Source organism: Gemmatimonadaceae bacterium (assembly GCA_020852815.1).
Lineage (GTDB): Bacteria > Gemmatimonadota > Gemmatimonadetes > Gemmatimonadales > Gemmatimonadaceae > SCN-70-22.
Genome location: JADZAN010000028.1, coordinates 201,336 through 217,925 on the forward strand (window position 1 = coordinate 201,336; position 16,590 = coordinate 217,925).

Annotated in this window: 13 protein-coding genes; 9 read left to right on the forward strand and 4 right to left on the reverse strand. The window is 68.4% G+C overall.

Annotated features, from left to right (window positions below; genetic code table 11):
* The first annotated feature begins 44 nt into the window (after positions 1-44).
* The 4 genes from IT359_15950 to IT359_15965 all read left to right on the forward strand — a co-directional run bounded on the left by IT359_15950 (position 45) and on the right by IT359_15965 (position 4,621).
* Positions 45-2,243: a carboxypeptidase regulatory-like domain-containing protein gene (locus IT359_15950; protein ID MCC6930480.1), complete on the forward strand. Its 2,199-nt coding sequence runs from the start codon at positions 45-47 to the stop codon at positions 2,241-2,243.
* 52 nt (positions 2,244-2,295) lie between these two features.
* Positions 2,296-2,658, forward strand: a complete 363-nt coding sequence (locus IT359_15955; protein ID MCC6930481.1) for a hypothetical protein — start codon at positions 2,296-2,298, stop codon at positions 2,656-2,658.
* Between the two features lie 13 nt (positions 2,659-2,671).
* A complete protein-coding gene (locus IT359_15960) occupies positions 2,672-2,971 on the forward strand; it encodes a hypothetical protein (protein ID MCC6930482.1) in 300 nt (99 codons plus the stop codon).
* Positions 2,972-3,091: 120 nt separating this feature from the next.
* Positions 3,092-4,621 (forward strand): aminotransferase class V-fold PLP-dependent enzyme, encoded by a 1,530-nt coding sequence (locus IT359_15965; protein MCC6930483.1) that lies wholly within the window; start codon positions 3,092-3,094, stop codon positions 4,619-4,621.
* Here IT359_15965 and IT359_15970 read toward each other — a convergent pair.
* Genes IT359_15970 through IT359_15980 form a run of 3 tightly spaced genes read right to left on the reverse strand, consistent with a single transcriptional unit; the run spans position 4,618 to position 9,265 of the window.
* The gene (locus IT359_15970) at positions 4,618-5,691 is read right to left on the reverse strand and encodes a 2-oxoacid:ferredoxin oxidoreductase subunit beta (protein MCC6930484.1); all 1,074 of its coding nucleotides are present in this window, start codon (positions 5,689-5,691) and stop codon (positions 4,618-4,620) included. The two genes, IT359_15965 and IT359_15970, sit on opposite strands and share 4 nt — an antisense overlap.
* A complete protein-coding gene (locus tag IT359_15975; protein MCC6930485.1) occupies positions 5,688-7,487 on the reverse strand; it encodes a 2-oxoacid:acceptor oxidoreductase subunit alpha in 1,800 nt (599 codons plus the stop codon). The genes IT359_15970 and IT359_15975 overlap by 4 nt, the downstream gene beginning before the upstream one ends.
* Positions 7,484-9,265 carry an FAD-dependent oxidoreductase gene (locus tag IT359_15980; protein MCC6930486.1) on the reverse strand — a complete coding sequence of 594 codons (1,782 nt, stop codon included), beginning with the start codon at positions 9,263-9,265 and terminating at the stop codon, positions 7,484-7,486. The genes IT359_15975 and IT359_15980 overlap by 4 nt, the downstream gene beginning before the upstream one ends.
* 231 nt (positions 9,266-9,496) lie before the next feature.
* Here IT359_15980 and IT359_15985 point away from each other — a divergent pair, with 231 nt between their 5' ends.
* Positions 9,497-9,958, forward strand: coding sequence for a DUF2214 family protein (locus tag IT359_15985; GenBank protein MCC6930487.1), 462 nt, complete (start codon positions 9,497-9,499; stop codon positions 9,956-9,958).
* Between the two features lie 22 nt (positions 9,959-9,980).
* Here the strand turns inward: IT359_15985 and IT359_15990 are convergent, their stop codons facing one another.
* Positions 9,981-11,240 carry a hypothetical protein gene (locus tag IT359_15990; protein ID MCC6930488.1) on the reverse strand — a complete coding sequence of 420 codons (1,260 nt, stop codon included), beginning with the start codon at positions 11,238-11,240 and terminating at the stop codon, positions 9,981-9,983.
* Positions 11,241-11,504: 264 nt separating this feature from the next.
* Here IT359_15990 and IT359_15995 point away from each other — a divergent pair, with 264 nt between their 5' ends.
* Genes IT359_15995 through treF form a run of 4 tightly spaced genes read left to right on the forward strand, consistent with a single transcriptional unit; the run spans position 11,505 to position 16,573 of the window.
* Positions 11,505-12,167, forward strand: a complete 663-nt coding sequence (locus IT359_15995; protein ID MCC6930489.1) for a hypothetical protein — start codon at positions 11,505-11,507, stop codon at positions 12,165-12,167.
* On the forward strand, positions 12,164-13,765 hold the full coding sequence (locus IT359_16000) for a GMC family oxidoreductase (GenBank protein MCC6930490.1): 1,602 nt from the start codon (positions 12,164-12,166) through the stop codon (positions 13,763-13,765). The genes IT359_15995 and IT359_16000 overlap by 4 nt, the downstream gene beginning before the upstream one ends.
* A gap of 43 nt (positions 13,766-13,808) precedes the next feature.
* On the forward strand, positions 13,809-15,077 hold the full coding sequence (locus IT359_16005; protein ID MCC6930491.1) for an MFS transporter: 1,269 nt from the start codon (positions 13,809-13,811) through the stop codon (positions 15,075-15,077).
* Positions 15,074-16,573: an alpha,alpha-trehalase TreF gene (treF, locus tag IT359_16010; GenBank protein ID MCC6930492.1), complete on the forward strand. Its 1,500-nt coding sequence runs from the start codon at positions 15,074-15,076 to the stop codon at positions 16,571-16,573. Before IT359_16005 ends, treF begins: the two co-directional genes overlap by 4 nt.
* The last annotated feature ends 17 nt before the right edge of the window (positions 16,574-16,590 follow it).

Genomic DNA, 16,590 nt, shown 5'->3' on the forward strand with positions numbered 1-16,590 from the left:
CGGACTCGTAGTCGCCCCAGTTTCCTAACGATTGACAGCGCCCCATGCTCGAACTCCGCGCGGAGATCATTCACCTGGAGGACGACATGGCACGACTGACGATTCCCCTCGACGCGTCCGGCATCGAGGGACTGGACCCCAAGCAGCCGGTGAAGGTGCTGCTCGCGTCCGGTGATCGCCCGGTGGCGGCGCAGGCCGTCACGTTCGACAAGAAGGGACAGGCGCAGGCTGCGTTCGACCTGGACAACACGCCGGGCGGGTTGCGCGTGGTGGTGGGCCCGCCAGACGCAAGCGACGACGAGCTGCTGGGGCTGCAAACCATCGGCATCGACGTCCCGCGACGTCGCTTCCGCGACCGCGACGACCTCGTGCTGCCCGCCATTCGCATCACCCCGTTCTACTGGTTCTGGTGGCTGCGATGGTGCCGCACCTTCACCATTCGCGGACGCGTCCTGTGCGCCGACGGAAGCCCGGTCCCGGGCGCCGTCGTCTGCGCCTACGACGTCGATGCGTGGTGGTGGTGGTGGAGCCGGCAACAGGTGGGTTGCGCCACGACGGACGCCAACGGCGCCTTCACGCTCACCTTCCGCTGGTGTTGCGGCTGGTGGCCGTGGTGGTGGTGGCGCCTGCGCCGCTGGTACGTGGAGCCCAAGCTCGCCGACCTCATCGTCGGCGCGTTGCAGCGCGAACCGCGCCTGCCACGCATCCCGCTCCCCGACCCGGCGCCCGACCTCTCGGTCTTCCAGCCATTGCTTGGGAACGCCGCCGCCGCACCCGTCCTGCGCACATCGCGCTCCGCGCGCACCGCGCGCACGGCCGTGCTCGACCCGACCGCGCTCGACTCGCTGCGCTCGCACCTGGTCACGCAACTCCCCGCCATCCCCGCCCTCGATGCGTTGCGGCTGTGGCCGTGGCACCCGTGGCAGCCGTGGTGGGACTGCACGCCCGACATCGTCTTCCGGGCCACGCAGAACTGCGGCGGCGTGGAACAGGTGATCGTGAACGAAGGATGGTTCGACGCCCGCTGGAACATCGACCAGGTGTCGGACGTGACGCTCACCGCCAGCGACAACGCCTGCTGCATCCCGCTCAACGGCTGCCTCGAGGGCGAGTGCCTCGCCATTTCCCACGCGTGCACGGTCGACCTCGACGACATCGGGGGGAATCCGGGAGCCGTGCTCACACCCGTGGGCTACGCGCATCCCAACCTCGTCGACAACCGGGGCGACGCCCCCTTCGCCGAGCGAGTCGACATCCGCGGCACCGCGCAATGCCTGACCGACGTCGACTACTACGAGATCGAGTACTCGACGGATGGCGTGAACTGGCTCCTCGTCCCGGCACCGGCGTTAGGCTCCTTCTCCCGCCAGTACTGGGACTTCGTCGCCAACTCGAGTACCTACGCCGGCTTCAGTGCGCAGGTCCCGATCGACGGCCACCACGTCTACGAGACGGTGGAGCACTACGAGGCCACGCACACCCCCGCCGACTGGGGCGCTACCAAGGTCTGGCTGGGGACCAACATCGACCTGATCGTCCCGTGGCTCACCGCCCCAACGTTCTCCGATGGCACCTATTCGCTGCGTGTCGTTGGCTACGACGAGGCGGCCGGCGTCCTCTCCAACCGGCGCGTGATCAACGTGTGCGACTCGGCCACCGAGGCGCACATCACCATCCGCACCGACAACCAGTCGACGTTCCCCGCGCCAGGACCCGTGGACAACCCCTGCGGGAGCGGGACAACGCACAACTGCACCAACGAGCCCAACACCGACATCCTCGACGCGCGCATCGTGCACTCGGGGGGCGGCCACACCACCATCGGCCCGTGCGGCGATGTGCGGCTGGCGGCCGGTGACGTGCTGGAAGTCGACTTCGTGGCCCACGACGCCCAGGGGCACCTGGCGTTCTACTCGCTCATTGCCACGTACGGCGAGAACCTGGCGCGCGACCTCATCGCGTTAGGCGGGACGCTGACGCCGCTCCCGGGCGGCGCCCCCCCAGTCCCCGCCGCCGCCCAGGTGGGACCGGACTATGTCGCCGCACGCTCCTTCCCGCAGAACGCGGCCGCGCCGACATGGACCGGTGGTGCAATCCGGCTCTCGATCGCGGCAGCCACGGCCTTCCCCGAAAGCTGCTGCTACCAGCTCGAGCTCCGGGCGTACAAGCGCACGATCGTGAGCTGCGATCCCAACTTCTTCCATCGCAACCTGAGCGAGCGCTCGTTCCAGGTGTCGCTGTGACACGCGATGCGCGCCGCGCGAGGCGGCATGCGACGAAGCGCCAGGCTCCACGATGAGCGCACTCCTCCTCTTCGCCGGCATCCTGGCGACCTGGCGGGTGACGCACCTCATCACGGCGGAGGACGGGCCATGGAACCTCGTGGCCCGCCTCCGCCAGGCGGCGGGGAGCGGCTTCCTTGGCGATCTCATGGACTGCTTCTATTGCAGCTCCATGTGGGTCGCCCTCCCCATGGCGTACTGGGTAGGGTCGAGCTGGGCGGCGCGCGGCGTCGCCTGGCTCGCCCTCTCCGGCGGCGCCATCCTCGTCGAGCGCCTGTTCCCCGAACGGCGCGCAATGCACGACGCCGACACGCTTCCAGATCCCCTGCCCGACGCGGAACGGGACGGTCCCGGCCGGGCGGGCACCTCACCCTAAAAGGAGATTGCCCATGTGCTGTGGCAGGAACCGGGCGGCGGCGCGCGCTGCCGCCAACGTCAACGTCAACGCGAACGTCAGCGCGAACGCCAACGCCGGCTCCCCTCCCGCTCCCCGCGCCAGCGCTGGTGCGCCGCGCGCCGATGCCACTACGCCGATCGTCTTCGAGTTCGTGGGCGAAGGAGCGCACGCTGTCCGCGGACCGGTGTCGGGTGCGAGCTATCGCTTCTCGAGGCGCGGCGATCGCATCCGCGTCGACCCCCGCGACCGCCCAGGGCTCCTCGCGCACGCATCGCTGCGCTGGATACGGTAGCACCGGCCATCGCGGCAATGGTCGCCGGTGCGCCAGCGCTCTTCGCGCAGCGTATGCGAAGTCCACGCGAAGCTGAACGAGGCCGGTGCGGATCGGAATGCGCCTCATAACTTTCACCGCATGGCACTCGCACCCGATTCCGCACCGCGCCCCGCCTCCGCGTCCCTCGCCGGCGCCACCACCTCCCGCCCCGCCGCCGCTCGTTGCCCGGTCCCACCGGTCGCGCTCGACTTTCCGCCCCACGTCATGCGACAGCTCGGCGGGGAAGTCGTCGAGCGCGCGGCGCGCCACATCGAGTCCATCGAGTCGGCGCCGGCACGCGGTGACTACACCGGGATAGAGGACTTCTGCCGCGCGTTGCAGGAGCCCGTCCCCGAGTCGCCAGCTGCACTCACCCCGCTCCTCGACCTCATCTTCGACGAGCTGGTCCCGCGCACTTTCAACACCATCTCGCCCGGCTACCTCGCGTATATCCCCGGCGGCGGGATCTATCCCGCGGCGCTGGCCGACTACATCGCCAGTGCGGTCAATCGCTATACCGGCGTGTGGCTGGCGGCCCCCGGGCTGGTACAACTCGAGGCCAACGCCCTGCGCTGGCTCTGCGACGCGATGCACTATCCGGCAGCGAGCGCCGGCGTGTTCACCCCGGGCGGATCGATGGCGACGTTCAACGCGATCCTCTGCGCGCGCGAGCGCCTGCTGGGCGAAGCGCTGCGCGACGGGGTCCTCTACACCTCCGATCAATCGCACCACAGCGTCGCCAAGTCGGCGCGCCTGGCGGGAATCCTCCCCGACCGCGTGCGACACCTCCCGGTGGACGGCGAACTGCGATTCCGCACCGATGCGCTCCTTGACGCGATCGCGGCCGACCGGCGCGCCGGCCTTCGTCCCTTCATGATCGTCTCCTCGGCGGGGACGACGAACACCGGCGCCGTGGATCCGCTCGACACCATTGCCGACATCGCCGCGCGGGAAGGGCTGTGGCATCATGTCGACGGGGCGTACGGCGCCTGCTTTCACCTCGCACCGTCGTTGCAGCCGCTGTTGCGCGGCCTCCCGCGCGCCGACTCCATCACGCTCGATCCGCACAAGGGGCTCTTCCTCCCCTACGGCACCGGCGCCCTCCTCGTGCGCGACGGCGAGGCGCTCCGTCAGGTGCACTCCGCCTCGGCCGGCTACCTCCCCGAGAACCAGCTCGCCTTCTACGATCCGGCGCAGTACGGCCCCGAGCTATCGCGCGGCTACCCGGGGCTGCGCGTCTGGCTCACCCTCAAGCTCGTCGGTGCCGCCACGTACCGCGCGGCGCTGGAGGAAAAGCGCGCCCTCGCCCTGTGGGGCGCCGACGCCATTGCCGGCATTCCCGGTGTTGTGATGGACGCGTGGCCGCAGCTCTCGGCCTTTGCCTTCCACCTCGAGGGCGCAGCGCTCCCCACGCGCGACGCCGAGAACGCGGCCACGACGGCGCTCATGGAGCGCGTGACCGCGCGCGGGCGCGTGATGATCACCGGGTGCACGATCGACGGTCGCGTCCTGGCCCGCGTGTGCGTGCTCGGCTTCCGCACGCACGCCGACCGCCTGGAGGCGTGCGTGGAGGATGTGCGTGCCGTGGCCGCCGAGCTGCTGGCCGGCCACGGCTCGAACGGTGCCTAACGGTACCGTTCCATCAGGGCATCGAGCGCCGCCCTTCCCGGGCATAGCTGTTCGTACGGGACCTCGATTAGCGGCTCGGGAACGGTGCGCAGCATGTCGTGCATCTCGCGCCCCTGCTCCTCGTCGACGTAGAGGAGCCCGGTGGCGATCTCGCCGCGCTGCTGGCACTGGCGCACGTGGGTGTACGCCGACTCGCGATTGGTCGGGTCGTAGTCCGGGGCCGTGGCGCGGAGCCGCACGCTCCCCCCATCGTGCAGCTGCACCACGCGGATCTCCTCCTCGGTGTCGGAGACCGTGATCTCGCGCGTGAGCGGAACGAAGTCGCCGGGGAGGTAGTCGGCGATCACCGTCTCGACCGACTGGTCGCGCGTGTGTGCGTAGCTCTTGGTGGATCCCTCGTGGTCGTTGAACGAGACGCACGGCGAGATCACGTCGACGATGGCAAAGCCGTGGTGGGCGATCGCCGCCTTGAGGATGGGGACGAGCTGCTTCTTGTCGCCCGAGAACGAGCGCGCCGCGAAGGTCGCGCCCAGGGTGAGGGCGAGCAGGATGGGGTCGATGGGCGACTGCTCGTTAGGTTCCCCCTTCTTGCTCAGCGAGCCAATGTCGGCCGACGCCGAGAACTGCCCCTTGGTGAGGCCGTACACGCCGTTGTTCTCCAGCACGTACAGCATGTTCACGTTGCGGCGAATGGCGTGCGACAGCTGCCCCAGCCCGATCGACAGCGAGTCGCCGTCGCCAGAAATCCCGATGTAGGTCAGCGCCCGGTTGGCCGCGGCGGCGCCGCTCGTCACCGACGGCATGCGCCCGTGCACGGAGTTGAAGCCGTGCGACTGCTTCATGAAGTACGCCGTCGTCTTGGACGAGCAGCCAATCCCGCTCATCTTCCCCACGCGATGCGGCTCGAGGTCCATCTCCCACGCGGCCTGGATGAGCGCCGCCGTCACCGAGTCGTGCCCGCACCCGGCGCACAGCGTCGACATCGCCCCTTCGTAGTCGCGGATGGTGAGCCCGAGCCCGTTGGTGCGCGAACTCTTGTGCCGAACGGGAGGCTTGGCAATGGACGTCATGCGGAGGCTCCGACAAGGTGGGACGCGACGGCATCCACCACGACCTTGGGCGTCAGCGGCATGCCGCCGTAGTCGAGGATCGAGTGCATGCTGTCGCGGGCAAAGCCAAGTTCAATGGCGAGGAGCGCGCGCAACTGCGCATCGCGATTCTGCTCGATGACGAAGACGCGACCGTGCTGCGTGATGAATTCGCGCACGTCGTCCGAGAACGGGAAGCCGCGAATGCGCATCACGTTCACCGGCGTTCCCTGCGCGGTGAGGATGTCGGCTGCCTCGCGCACCGCCGCGTCGCAGCTCCCGATGGTGATGAGCCCGATGTCGGCCCCGGCGTGACGCGTCACCACGGGCGCCGGCACCGCGTTCGCCGCCCCGTCGATCTTCCGCTTGAGGCGGTCGACCAGCTCGAGGTAGGCGTCGGAATCCTCGGTGTAGGCCGCGTGCTTGTCGTGCCCCGAGCCGCGCACGAAGTACGCCCCCTTTCCTCCAACTCCCGGCAGCGTGCGCGCGGCAATCCCGTCGCCGTCCACGTCCAGGTAGCGCGAGAAGCGCTCGATCTTCTGCAGCGCCTCGGCGTCGAGCACCTTCCCCCGGTCGGGGCGATAGCTGTCGTCCCACTCGAAGCGCTTCACCATCCAGTCGTTCATCCCGATGTCGAGATCCGACGCCACGAAGACCGGCGTCTGGAAACGCTCGGCCAGGTCGAAGGCCTGTACCGCCATCTCGAAGCACTCGCGCGGGTCGGCGGGGAAGATGACGATGTGCTTGGTGTCGCCGTGCGAGGCGTACGCCAGCGAGAAGAGGTCGGCCTGCTGCGTGCGCGTCGGCATCCCGGTGGCGGGACCGCAGCGCTGCACGTCGAAGAAGACCGCGGGAATGTCGGTGTAGTACGCCAGCCCGATGAACTCCTGCATGAGCGAGATGCCGGGCCCCGACGTGTTGGTGAACGAGCGCGCGCCGGCCCACCCCGCGCCGATCACGATCCCCGCCGCCGCCAGCTCGTCCTCGGCCTGCAGGATGGCGTAGCGATGCAGCTTCGTCTCCGGGTCCACGCGGTACTTCTCGCAGAACGACTTGAAGGCCTCCATGAGCGCGGTGGCCGGCGTGATGGGATACCACGCCCCCACCGTCGCGCCGGCAAACACCGCGCCTAACGCGCTGGCCGTGTTCCCATCCATCAGGATCGAGTCGCTCGTCTTGTCCATCTTCTCGAGATGGAACGGGAGCGGGCACGGGAGATTCGCCTTGGCGTAGTCGTACCCCAGGCGGATGGCGGTGTGGTTGGCGTCGAGCAGGCGCTGTTTCTTGCCGAACTTCTCGTTCAGCATCCCCTCCACCACCGTCATGTCGATGTTGAGGAGGGCCGCCAGCGCGCCGGCATACGCGATGTTGCGCAGCAGCGTGCGATCGCGGTCCTTCTCGAACGTCTCGATGCACATCCGCCCGAACGGCACGCCGAGGACGGTGATGTCGTCGCGCAGCAACTCGGCGTCCATTGGCCACGACGAGTCGTAGAGCAGGTAGCCGCCGGCGCGCACCGCCTTCACGTCGCGCGCGTACGTCGACTGGTTGAGCGCGACCACGAGGTCCACGTCCGAGGGGCGCGCGGTGTAACCGTCCTTGCTCACCCGGATCTCGTACCAGGTGGGGAGCCCCTGGATGTTGGACGGGAAGATGTTCTTCCCCGTGACCGGGATTCCCATGCGGAAGATGGCCTGCATCAGGAGCGAGTTGGCGCTGGCCGACCCGGTCCCGTTGACGGTCCCCATCTTGAAGGCGAAGTCGTTGATTCCACTCATCGGGCCACCTGCCCGGCATAGGCGTTCTTGAGGTCGAACGTCCGCATGTCCCACGCGGCCGTCGGGCACCGTTCGGCGCAGAGGCCGCAGTGCAGGCAGACATCCTCGTCCTTCACCATCACGCGCTTGGTCTGCGGGAGGGCGACGGACACGTACAGCTCCTGCGCCAGGTTGAGCGCCGGCGCCGAGAGTCGCGTGCGCAGTTCTGCCTCGTCGGTGCCGTTGGGAGTGATCGTCAGGCAGTTGGTGGGACAGATGTCGACGCAGGCGTCGCATTCGATGCACAGCGACGACGTGAAGTACGTCTGCACGTCGCAGTTGAGGCAGCGTTGCACCTCGCGGGCTGCCTGTTCGGCGGTGAAGCCCAGCTCGACCTCCACATCGATGTCGCTGAAGCGCCGCGTCAGCTCCTCGTGCTGCATCTTCTGGCGCTTGGCCGTCTCGTACTCGTTCTCGTACGCCCAGGCGTGCATGCCCAGCTTGGCGCTCACCAGCGTCATCCCCACCGGCGGGCGCTCGCGCACCGGCTTGTCGAAGCACTGCAGGTCGATCGAGATGGCCGCCTGGTGCCCGTGCGCCACGGCCCAGATGATGTTCTCCGGCCCCCACGCCGCATCGCCGCCAAAGAAGACCTTCGGGTGCGTACTCTGGTGCGTGGTCTTGTCCACCTTGGGCATCCCGCGCGAATCGAACTCCACGCCGATGTCACGCTCGATCCACGGGAAGGCGTTGTCCTGCCCGATGGCGAGAATCACGTCGTCACAGGGAATGATCGTCGCCCCCGTCACCGCCGACACCTGCTTCCCGCTGGCGTCCTCCGTCCATTGCAGCTGCTCGAACTCCAGCCCCACCAGTTTCCCATCCTCGATGACGAAGCGCTTGGGGGCGTGGTTCTCGATGATCTGCACCTGCTCTTCCTCGGCGTCCTCCAGCTCCCACGGCGACGCCTTGAAGTGCTTGCGCCCGCGGCGCGCGACGACCTTCACGTCCGTCGCGCCCACGCGCTTGGCCGTGCGGCAGCAGTCCATCGCCGTGTTCCCCACGCCGATGATCACCACGCGCTTGCCAATGCTCGTCAGGTGCTGGAAGTGGATGTTGGCCAGCCACTCGATCCCGATGTGGACGTTCGCCGGCGCGTCCCAGCGCCCGGGGATGTCGAGCTCCTTCCCCTTCGGCGCCCCGCTCCCGATGAAGACCGCATCGTACCCCTCATCGAGCACCCCCTTGAGCGACGAGACCTTGGTCCCGTATCGCATGTGGGCGCCCATGTCGATGATGTAGCCGCACTCCTCGTCCAGCACGCTGTTAGGCAGGCGGAACGACGGGATGTTGATCCGCATCAACCCGCCCGGCTGGGCGTGCTGCTCGTAGATTGTGACGTCGTAGCCGAGCGGCAGGAGGTCGTTGGCCACCGTGAGCGACGACGGGCCGGCGCCGATGCACGCCACGCGCTTGCCATTCTTCTGCGCCGGAGCCTTGGGAAGGCGGTCGCGGATGTCACCGCGATGGTCGGCGGCAACGCGCTTCAGGCGGCAGATCGCGACCGGCTTCTCCTCGACGCGCCCGCGCCGGCATGCCGGTTCGCACGGGCGGTCGCAGGTCCGGCCGAGGATGCCGGGAAAGACGTTCGACTCACGGTTGAGGAGATAGGAATCGTCGTACCGGCCCTGGCCAATCAGCCGGAGATAACCGGGGACGTTGGTGTGGGCCGGACAGGCCCACTGGCAATCCACGACCTTGTGATAGTATCGCGGATTGGTGACATCGGTTGCGGCCATCGCGTGGGGCTCCAAAGGGTACTACTGCCAAGCATGATCGAACGTACCCGGTGGGGCAAGTCGTGCGGCGCGGCGCACCTGTATATGAACGCGCCCTCCGCGCGCACATCCGGACTGAACAGTCCGATCATATATGCCGTGCATCTCGCCCGCTGATTGACGGCGCCCCAGCCGTCGCATACGCTGCCGGCGGCTCATGCGTGCCCCTCCCTCCCGACGCCTCGCCACTCGATGACCATCCGCTGGCTCCTTGCCGCGTTGCACCTGCTGGCGCTCGGCATCGGGATGGAGAGCGTGTGGGTGCGCGGCCGCGCCCTCAAGCGACTCACCAGCGGCGACGACCGCGAGACGCTTCGTCGCGTCTTCACGCACGACAACTGGTACGGCATCGCCGCGCTGCTGTGGTATCCCACCGGCCTTGCCCGCGCTTTCTTCGGCTTCGAGAAGGGGACGGGTTACTACCTGCACCAACCGTTCTTCCTTGCCAAGCTGGTCCTCGTCACCGTCATCCTGGCGGTCGAGCTGTGGGTGATGACGACGCTCATCCGCTGGCGCCGGCAGCAGCAACGCGGGGACCCCATCGACGTGGGACTGGCGCCGCGCCTGGCGCGCATCTCGGCGTGGGAGACGTACGCCATCATCCTCATCGTCTTCCTGGCGACGGCCATGGCGCGCGACCTCCGGCCATGGTAGCGCCGCGGCCGGCGCAGCACGCCTAACGCGGAACCGGGGCCAACGACGTCGCCACGCCCACGCGCGAGTCGGCGGTGCCGTAGTAGAGGAACCATCGCCCCTTGAAGCGAATCAACGCCTCGACGAAGGTCGTCCCCTCGACGTACTGACCCGTCTTCTCGTACGGTTCGGTGGGGCGCAGGAAGGGCGTTGGCGTGCGATCCAGGAGCTTGAGCGGATTGGCCGAGTCGAAGAGCGCCTGTCCGGCCGTGTAGGTGCGCGAGGGTATGGATGGGTCGCCGAAGCGCTGGTCGTTCCCCGCGTTGTAGAGCATCACGATCCCGCGCGCGGTGAGGAGCGGTGGCGGCCCCGCTTCCACCAGCCACGAATCGAAGTACCCCGCGCGCGGCGACAACACGCGGAGTGCCTTGCCGTCGGCGTCTTCCAGCGGCGTCCAATGCACCAGGTCGTCGGAGGTCGCGATCAGCACGTGCGGGACGTTGTAGTACATCCAGTACTTCCCGTTGACCTTGGCCGCGACCAGGCGATCGCCCACCAGGCGCGCGAGGATCGCCCCCGACTTGCTCTCGGTCGCCAGGTACTTCCCGCCAGCTGCAGCGGCAAAGGCGGGACCATGCTTCTCCCAGTGCACCAGGTCGCGCGACGTCGCCACCGCCAGGCGCGGCACCTCGCGGTTCCACTGCGTGTACGTCAGGACGTAGCGCCCGTCCTCCGATTCGACGAGCCGCGGGTCCTCCACACCCCCCGGCCACTCGTTCCCCTGTTGCGCATCGCGATCGGGATAGAGCACCGGCGCCGGCCGACGCGTGAAGTGCAGCCCATCGCTGCTCTCGGCCAACCCCAGGCGCGACGTGTGGCCACCGATGACCGAGGCACCGGTCGCGTCTTCGGCGCGGTACAGGAGATAGACCTTCCCGTCGCGCACCACCGCCGCCGGGTTGAAGGTGGCGAACTCCTCCCATCGCACGTCGGTGTCGCCCATCGGCGAGCGGAAGAGCGACGTGGCGCGCGGTGAGAGAATCGGATTGACGTCGGCCGGCTTGGTGAAGGGGGCGATCATCCACGGCGCCGATGCACGCCCCCGCGTGTCGACCGAAGCCCGCGGTAGTTCCTGCGAGCGCACCGGCGAGCCCGCCTGCGAGCGCCCATCCGACGCGAACGACAGCAGCAACGCGCATGCACCAGCGCCGATGCGCAGCGAGCGAAACGTACGTCTTCTCGAGCGCAACCCACGCGACAGGACGGTCCGGAACTCGGGAGTGTCGGGCGCTGGCGGCATCACGGCGTGTGTAGGGCGATCGGCTGAACCGGCGCACCGGTAGCGCAAGCATGTTCGCGGGGCGCACGGCGGGCAAGCGCCGGTCTCGGCCCCATCCGCTTCCCCACCGCCACCGCATTCCTTGCTTCGAGTGGCCCCACGCGCCGGCTATCGCACTGCGCGCATTCGACCACTCGACGGCGAGCGCGCCGTGCGCAATGTTCCGCGCGACGTCGCCCGTCCCGCAGCGTTACCCGAGTCGTAACCATCTCGCACTCGCCCCGCCTCGTGTCCGACGAACCGACACCGCAAGTTCCCTCTCGCCGCGCCTTCCTCAAGGTCGCAGGGACCGTCGCCGCCACCACCGTTGCAGCGTCCACCGCCGGCGTGGTCGCCTGCACGCCATCCGACTCGAAGGGGACGGGCGAAGCGCCGGCCGCCACGGGCGGGGCGCGCGGCACCGGCTTCGACCGACGCACGCTCGACGCCCTGGGCGAGGTCCTCCTCCCCGCCTCGTTGGGGAGCGCGCGGCAGAAGGGCGCCGTCGACGCCTTCGTTGCCTGGGTCGACGAGTACGCGCCAGTCGCCGAGGAGATGCACGGCTACGGCTACGCCGACATCCGCTACCTCCCCCCGGACCCGGCGCCCGGGTGGCGCGCCCAGCTCGAGGGGCTCGATCTCCTCGCGCGGCGCTCGCGGCAGCGCCCCTTTGCCGAGCTCGACGCCGAGGGGCGTCGCGCCGTCGTCACCGCGGCGCTCGCCCCGTTTGGCAGCGCGGCGATCCCCGACGCGTTAGGCGCGCCGCACGTCGCCCTGGCCCTCCTCGCCCACTGGACCAACAGCCCCGACGCCTGGGACCTCGCCCTCGGCGCCAAGGTGGCCCGCGACACCTGCCGCCAGTTGCAAGGCGTGGAGCGCAAGCCGCTCCCGCTCGCCGGGGGTGACGCATGACGACCGTCGGCGGCGACATCGTCATCATCGGGAGCGGGATAACCGCCGCCAACATGGCGGCCCACCTCGCCGAGCACACCACGCGCTCCATTGTCGTCATCGAGGCGGGACCGGCGAGCACCCCGTTCGCCGAGCGCACGGCGGCGCGCAAGCGATTCCTCGCCTATGGCGAGAACCCGTGGGCGCGCGACCACCTCGAGGACCAGAACGCCTTCGGCGTGACGTACGGCTTCTCCCCCAACATGCACGTGGGCGGCTTGGCGATGCACTGGGGCGGAGTGACGCCGCGCTACTCGCCGGAGGACTTCATCACGAATTCGCTGTACGGGATCGGCACCGACTGGCCGTACACGTACGAGGACCTCGATCCCTTCTATCAGGAAGCCGAGGAGCGCATGGGCATCGCCGGCGAGCAGGGGCCGCCGGCGATGGATCCGCGCGGGAAGCCGTATCCCCTGCCGCCCATTCCCGTCAACTACAACCTTCAGCAGCTGCAACTGTGGGCCACCCAGGCCGGCATCGCCAGCTGGAGCTGTCCCTCGGCCAAGGCCACCGTGCCGTATCAGGGGCGCGCGCAGTGCCAGCGCTGCGACACGTGCTATCCCGTCTGCCCGTCAGGCGCAAAGTACTCCCCCGACTTCACGTGGGATGCGCTGGTGAAGTCAAAGCGGGTCACGCTGGTCACCGGGACGCTCGTGCGGCGCCTGGTCGCCGACGCGAAGACCGGGCGCATCGTACGCGCCACCGGCAACCGCACCGACGCCAGTGGCGAGGAGGTGACGATCGAGGGGCAGACCTTCGTCCTCGCCGCCGGCTTCATCTGGTCGCCGCACTTGCTCCTCCTCTCGCGCGATGCCGCGCATCCCAACGGCCTCGCCAACCGCAGCGGGTTGGTAGGGAAGTACCTCGCCGGGCACCGCAACATCGGCGGGCAGATTTCGCTGCCGCTGGAGCTGTATCCCGGGCTCAACGCGCAGCACTCGCTCGTGAGCAAGCAGTTCCAGCGCGCCAGCTATCCCGGCGGGAAGTACCTGCGGCACGACCTGCGCCTGTGGGAGTCGAGCGTGGGGCGCGGGGCGCGCCTGCGTGACGACAAAGGCAATCTGTTGTTAGGGGACGCGCTCCTCGCCGACTGGAAGCAGCGCGCAAAGGGCGCCACGGCGCGCGTGCGCGCCTATTACGACGTTCTCCCCCACCGGGAGAGCAAGTTCGTCCTCGACGACACGCGCAAGAACCGGTGGGGCGACCCCATGCCGCTCGTGACCTTCAAGGATGCGCCGGAGAGCGAGGCGCTGCGCCCGTGGCAGGAAGAGGAGCTGCGCAACTTGTTCCGTCGCATGGCCAAGGCAGGAGGGGGCGAGGTGATCTCGCTCGCCAGCAACGCCAACGACATCGGGCAGGAGCACCCCACCGGCGGGTGCCGCGCCGGCAACGACCCGACCACGAGCGTGGTGGACGGGTGGGGGCGCGCGCACGACCATGAGAATCTCTGGGTGGGCGGGGCGCCAACGCAGCCGAGCGCCTCGTGCTGCAACGGGACGTTGACGTTCGTGGCCGTGGGGCTGAGGACGGCGTCGGCGATTGCGAAGTCCGTGTAGACTCTCTGACGATGGGCCCCTTCACCTCCCGCCACGCCCTCGCATGAACCAGTGGCTCGTCAAGATCTCGCTGTTCATCAACTACTTCGTCTTCGCGATCCTGCTCAACAGCGTCGGGACCGTGATCCTGCAAGTACAGAACAGCTACGGCGTCTCGGCCGCACAGGCCAGCGTCCTCGAGGCGTTCAAGGACCTCCCGATCGCGATCACGTCATTCCTCGTCGCTTCGTTCCTCACGCGCATCGGATACAAGCGCAGCATGCAGATCGCCCTGGCGTTGGTCGCCCTGGCGTGCCTGCTCATGCCGCAGCTCCCGGCGTTCTGGATGACCAAGGCGCTCTTTGCCGCCACCGGCATCGGCTTCGCGCTCACCAAGGTCTCGGTCTTCGCCACGCTCGGACTCGTGACTCGCACCAAGGAGGACCACGCCTCCTTCATGAACTTCCTCGAGTCGTTCTTCATGGTCGGCATCCTCTCGGGGTACTTCATCTTCAGCGCGTTTGTCTCCGACACCGAGGCCTCGTCGACGCAGTGGCTCAACGTGTACTACGCGCTCGCCGCTCTCTCCTTCGCCGCCCTCCTCCTGCTCTCGCTGGCGCGCCTCGATGAGAGCAGTGTGCACCCCGCCGTGGCGCGACCGTTGGCGGAGGACTTCGCGGAGATGATCCGCCTCTGCGCGCGCCCCCTGGTGCTCGTCTTCATCATCAGTGCGTTCCTCTACGTCCTGATCGAGCAGAGCATCATGTCGTGGCTCCCCACGTTCAATAGCCGCATCCTGCACCTCTCGGCGTCGCTCAGCATCCAGATGGCGAGCATCCTCGCCGCCTCCACCGCGCTGGGTCGCTTCACGGCGGGCATCGTGCTGCGACGCTTCAACTGGTTCACGGTACTCGTCACGAGCCTAGTCATCGCCGCCGTGCTTGTCCTGGTCGCGCTCCCGCTCACGAGGAACGTGGGGACGGCAGAAGTCTCCACCTGGGGAAGTGCGCCGCTCGCCGCCTTTGTCTTCCCGCTCATCGGGCTTTGTCTCTCGCCCATCTATCCGGCCATAAACTCGGTCATCCTCACCGCGCTCCCACTCCGGCAGCACGCGCCCATGGCTGGACTCATCGTCGTCTTCTCGGCGCTGGGCGGAACCACGGGGTCGCTCATCACCGGGCAGCTCTTCCAGCACTTCGGCGGCACGACGGCGTTCTACTTCTCGCTCGCGCCCATCATCTGCCTCACGCTGGCGTTGTACCAGCTCAGGCGTCAGGCGGCGATCGCCGCACGCGCCGCGAGCGACGCATCCGCCGCCGCGCAGCCGGCATGAGCACCATGCAGTCGCCGCGTGAGCTGTACGGCGAGCTGTTCGAGGCGGTTCAGCGCTCTCGCCTGTACCGTGACTCCAAGACTTTCGTCGACGCCGTTCCCCGCGGCATGCCCGAGGCCATCGTGCGCCAGTATCGCACGGAGCGTGAGCGCCCGGGCTTCGACCTCGGCGCCTTCGTGCAAGCGCACTTCGACCTCCCCGCGGCCGACGCGGCGGCGAGCGGTCTTGCACCTGCCGACGACGTGCGCGCGCAGGTGGACCGCCTCTGGGACAAGCTCGTGCGTCCCGCCGACCCGGACATCCCCTTCGCGTCGCTCATTCCGCTCCCCCACCGCTACGTCGTCCCCGGCGGTCGCTTTCGCGAGTTGTACTACTGGGACAGCTACTTCACGATGCTCGGCCTCGCCGTCTCGGGGAGGCACGACATCCTGGGGGAGATGGTGGCGAACTTCGCATCGCTCGTCGATCGCATCGGCTTCATTCCCAACGGTACCCGCACGTACTATGGCACGCGCTCGCAGCCACCACTCTTCGTGCTGATGGTCGAGCTGCTGGCTCAGGCAACTGGGGACACGGCGATTGTCGACCGGTATGGTGCGCAGCTCGAACGCGAGTATGCGTTCTGGATGGCGGGCGGCGAGTCGCTGGCACCGGGTCAGTCCGCGCGTCGTGTCGTGCGCTTCGGCGACGTCGTGCTCAATCGCTATTGGGACGATGCCGCGGAACCGCGCCAGGAGAGCTACGCCGAAGACCTCGAACTGGCGGCAGAGACCACGCGCGAGGCGAGTGACCTGTTCCGCGACCTGAGGGCGGCGTGCGAATCGGGGTGGGACTTCAGCTCGCGCTGGTTCGACGAGACGCGCGCCTTCGCGTCGATCCGCACCACGTCGCTCCTCCCGGTGGACCTCAACAGCATCCTCTTTCATCTCGAGACGGTGCTGGCCGGGATTCGCGAGCGGGGCGGTGACATCGCGGCGGCGACGCGCTTTCGCGATCGCGCGGCCAAGCGCCGGGCGCTGCTGCGCTCCCTCTTCTTCGACGAGTCGCACGGCTTCTTCTGCGACGTCCACCACGCCACCGGAAAGTCGACGGGAATCCTCACGCTCGCCGGGGCGTGGCCGCTCTTTGTCGGCGTTGCGACCGACGGCCAGGCGCAACGCGTTGCCGATCGACTCCGTGCCGACTTCCTGCGCCCCGGCGGCTGGGTGACGACGCTGACTAACACCGGCCAGCAGTGGGACGCTCCCAACGGTTGGGCGCCGCTGCAATGGATCGTTGTCGAGGGGTTGCGTCGCTACGGCTTCACCGAGCTGGCCCACGAGGGCGCACGCCGGTGGATCGACGCCAACACGAGCATCTACCGCCAAACCGGTCACTTCCTGGAGAAGTACGACGTCGAGCACCCGGGACGCGTGGCTGGCGGCGGGGAGTATGCGGTGCAGGACGGCTTCGGATGGACAAACGGCGTGCTCGTGCAGCTCCTGTCGCGAGGGTGAGGCGCAACCGCCAGTGC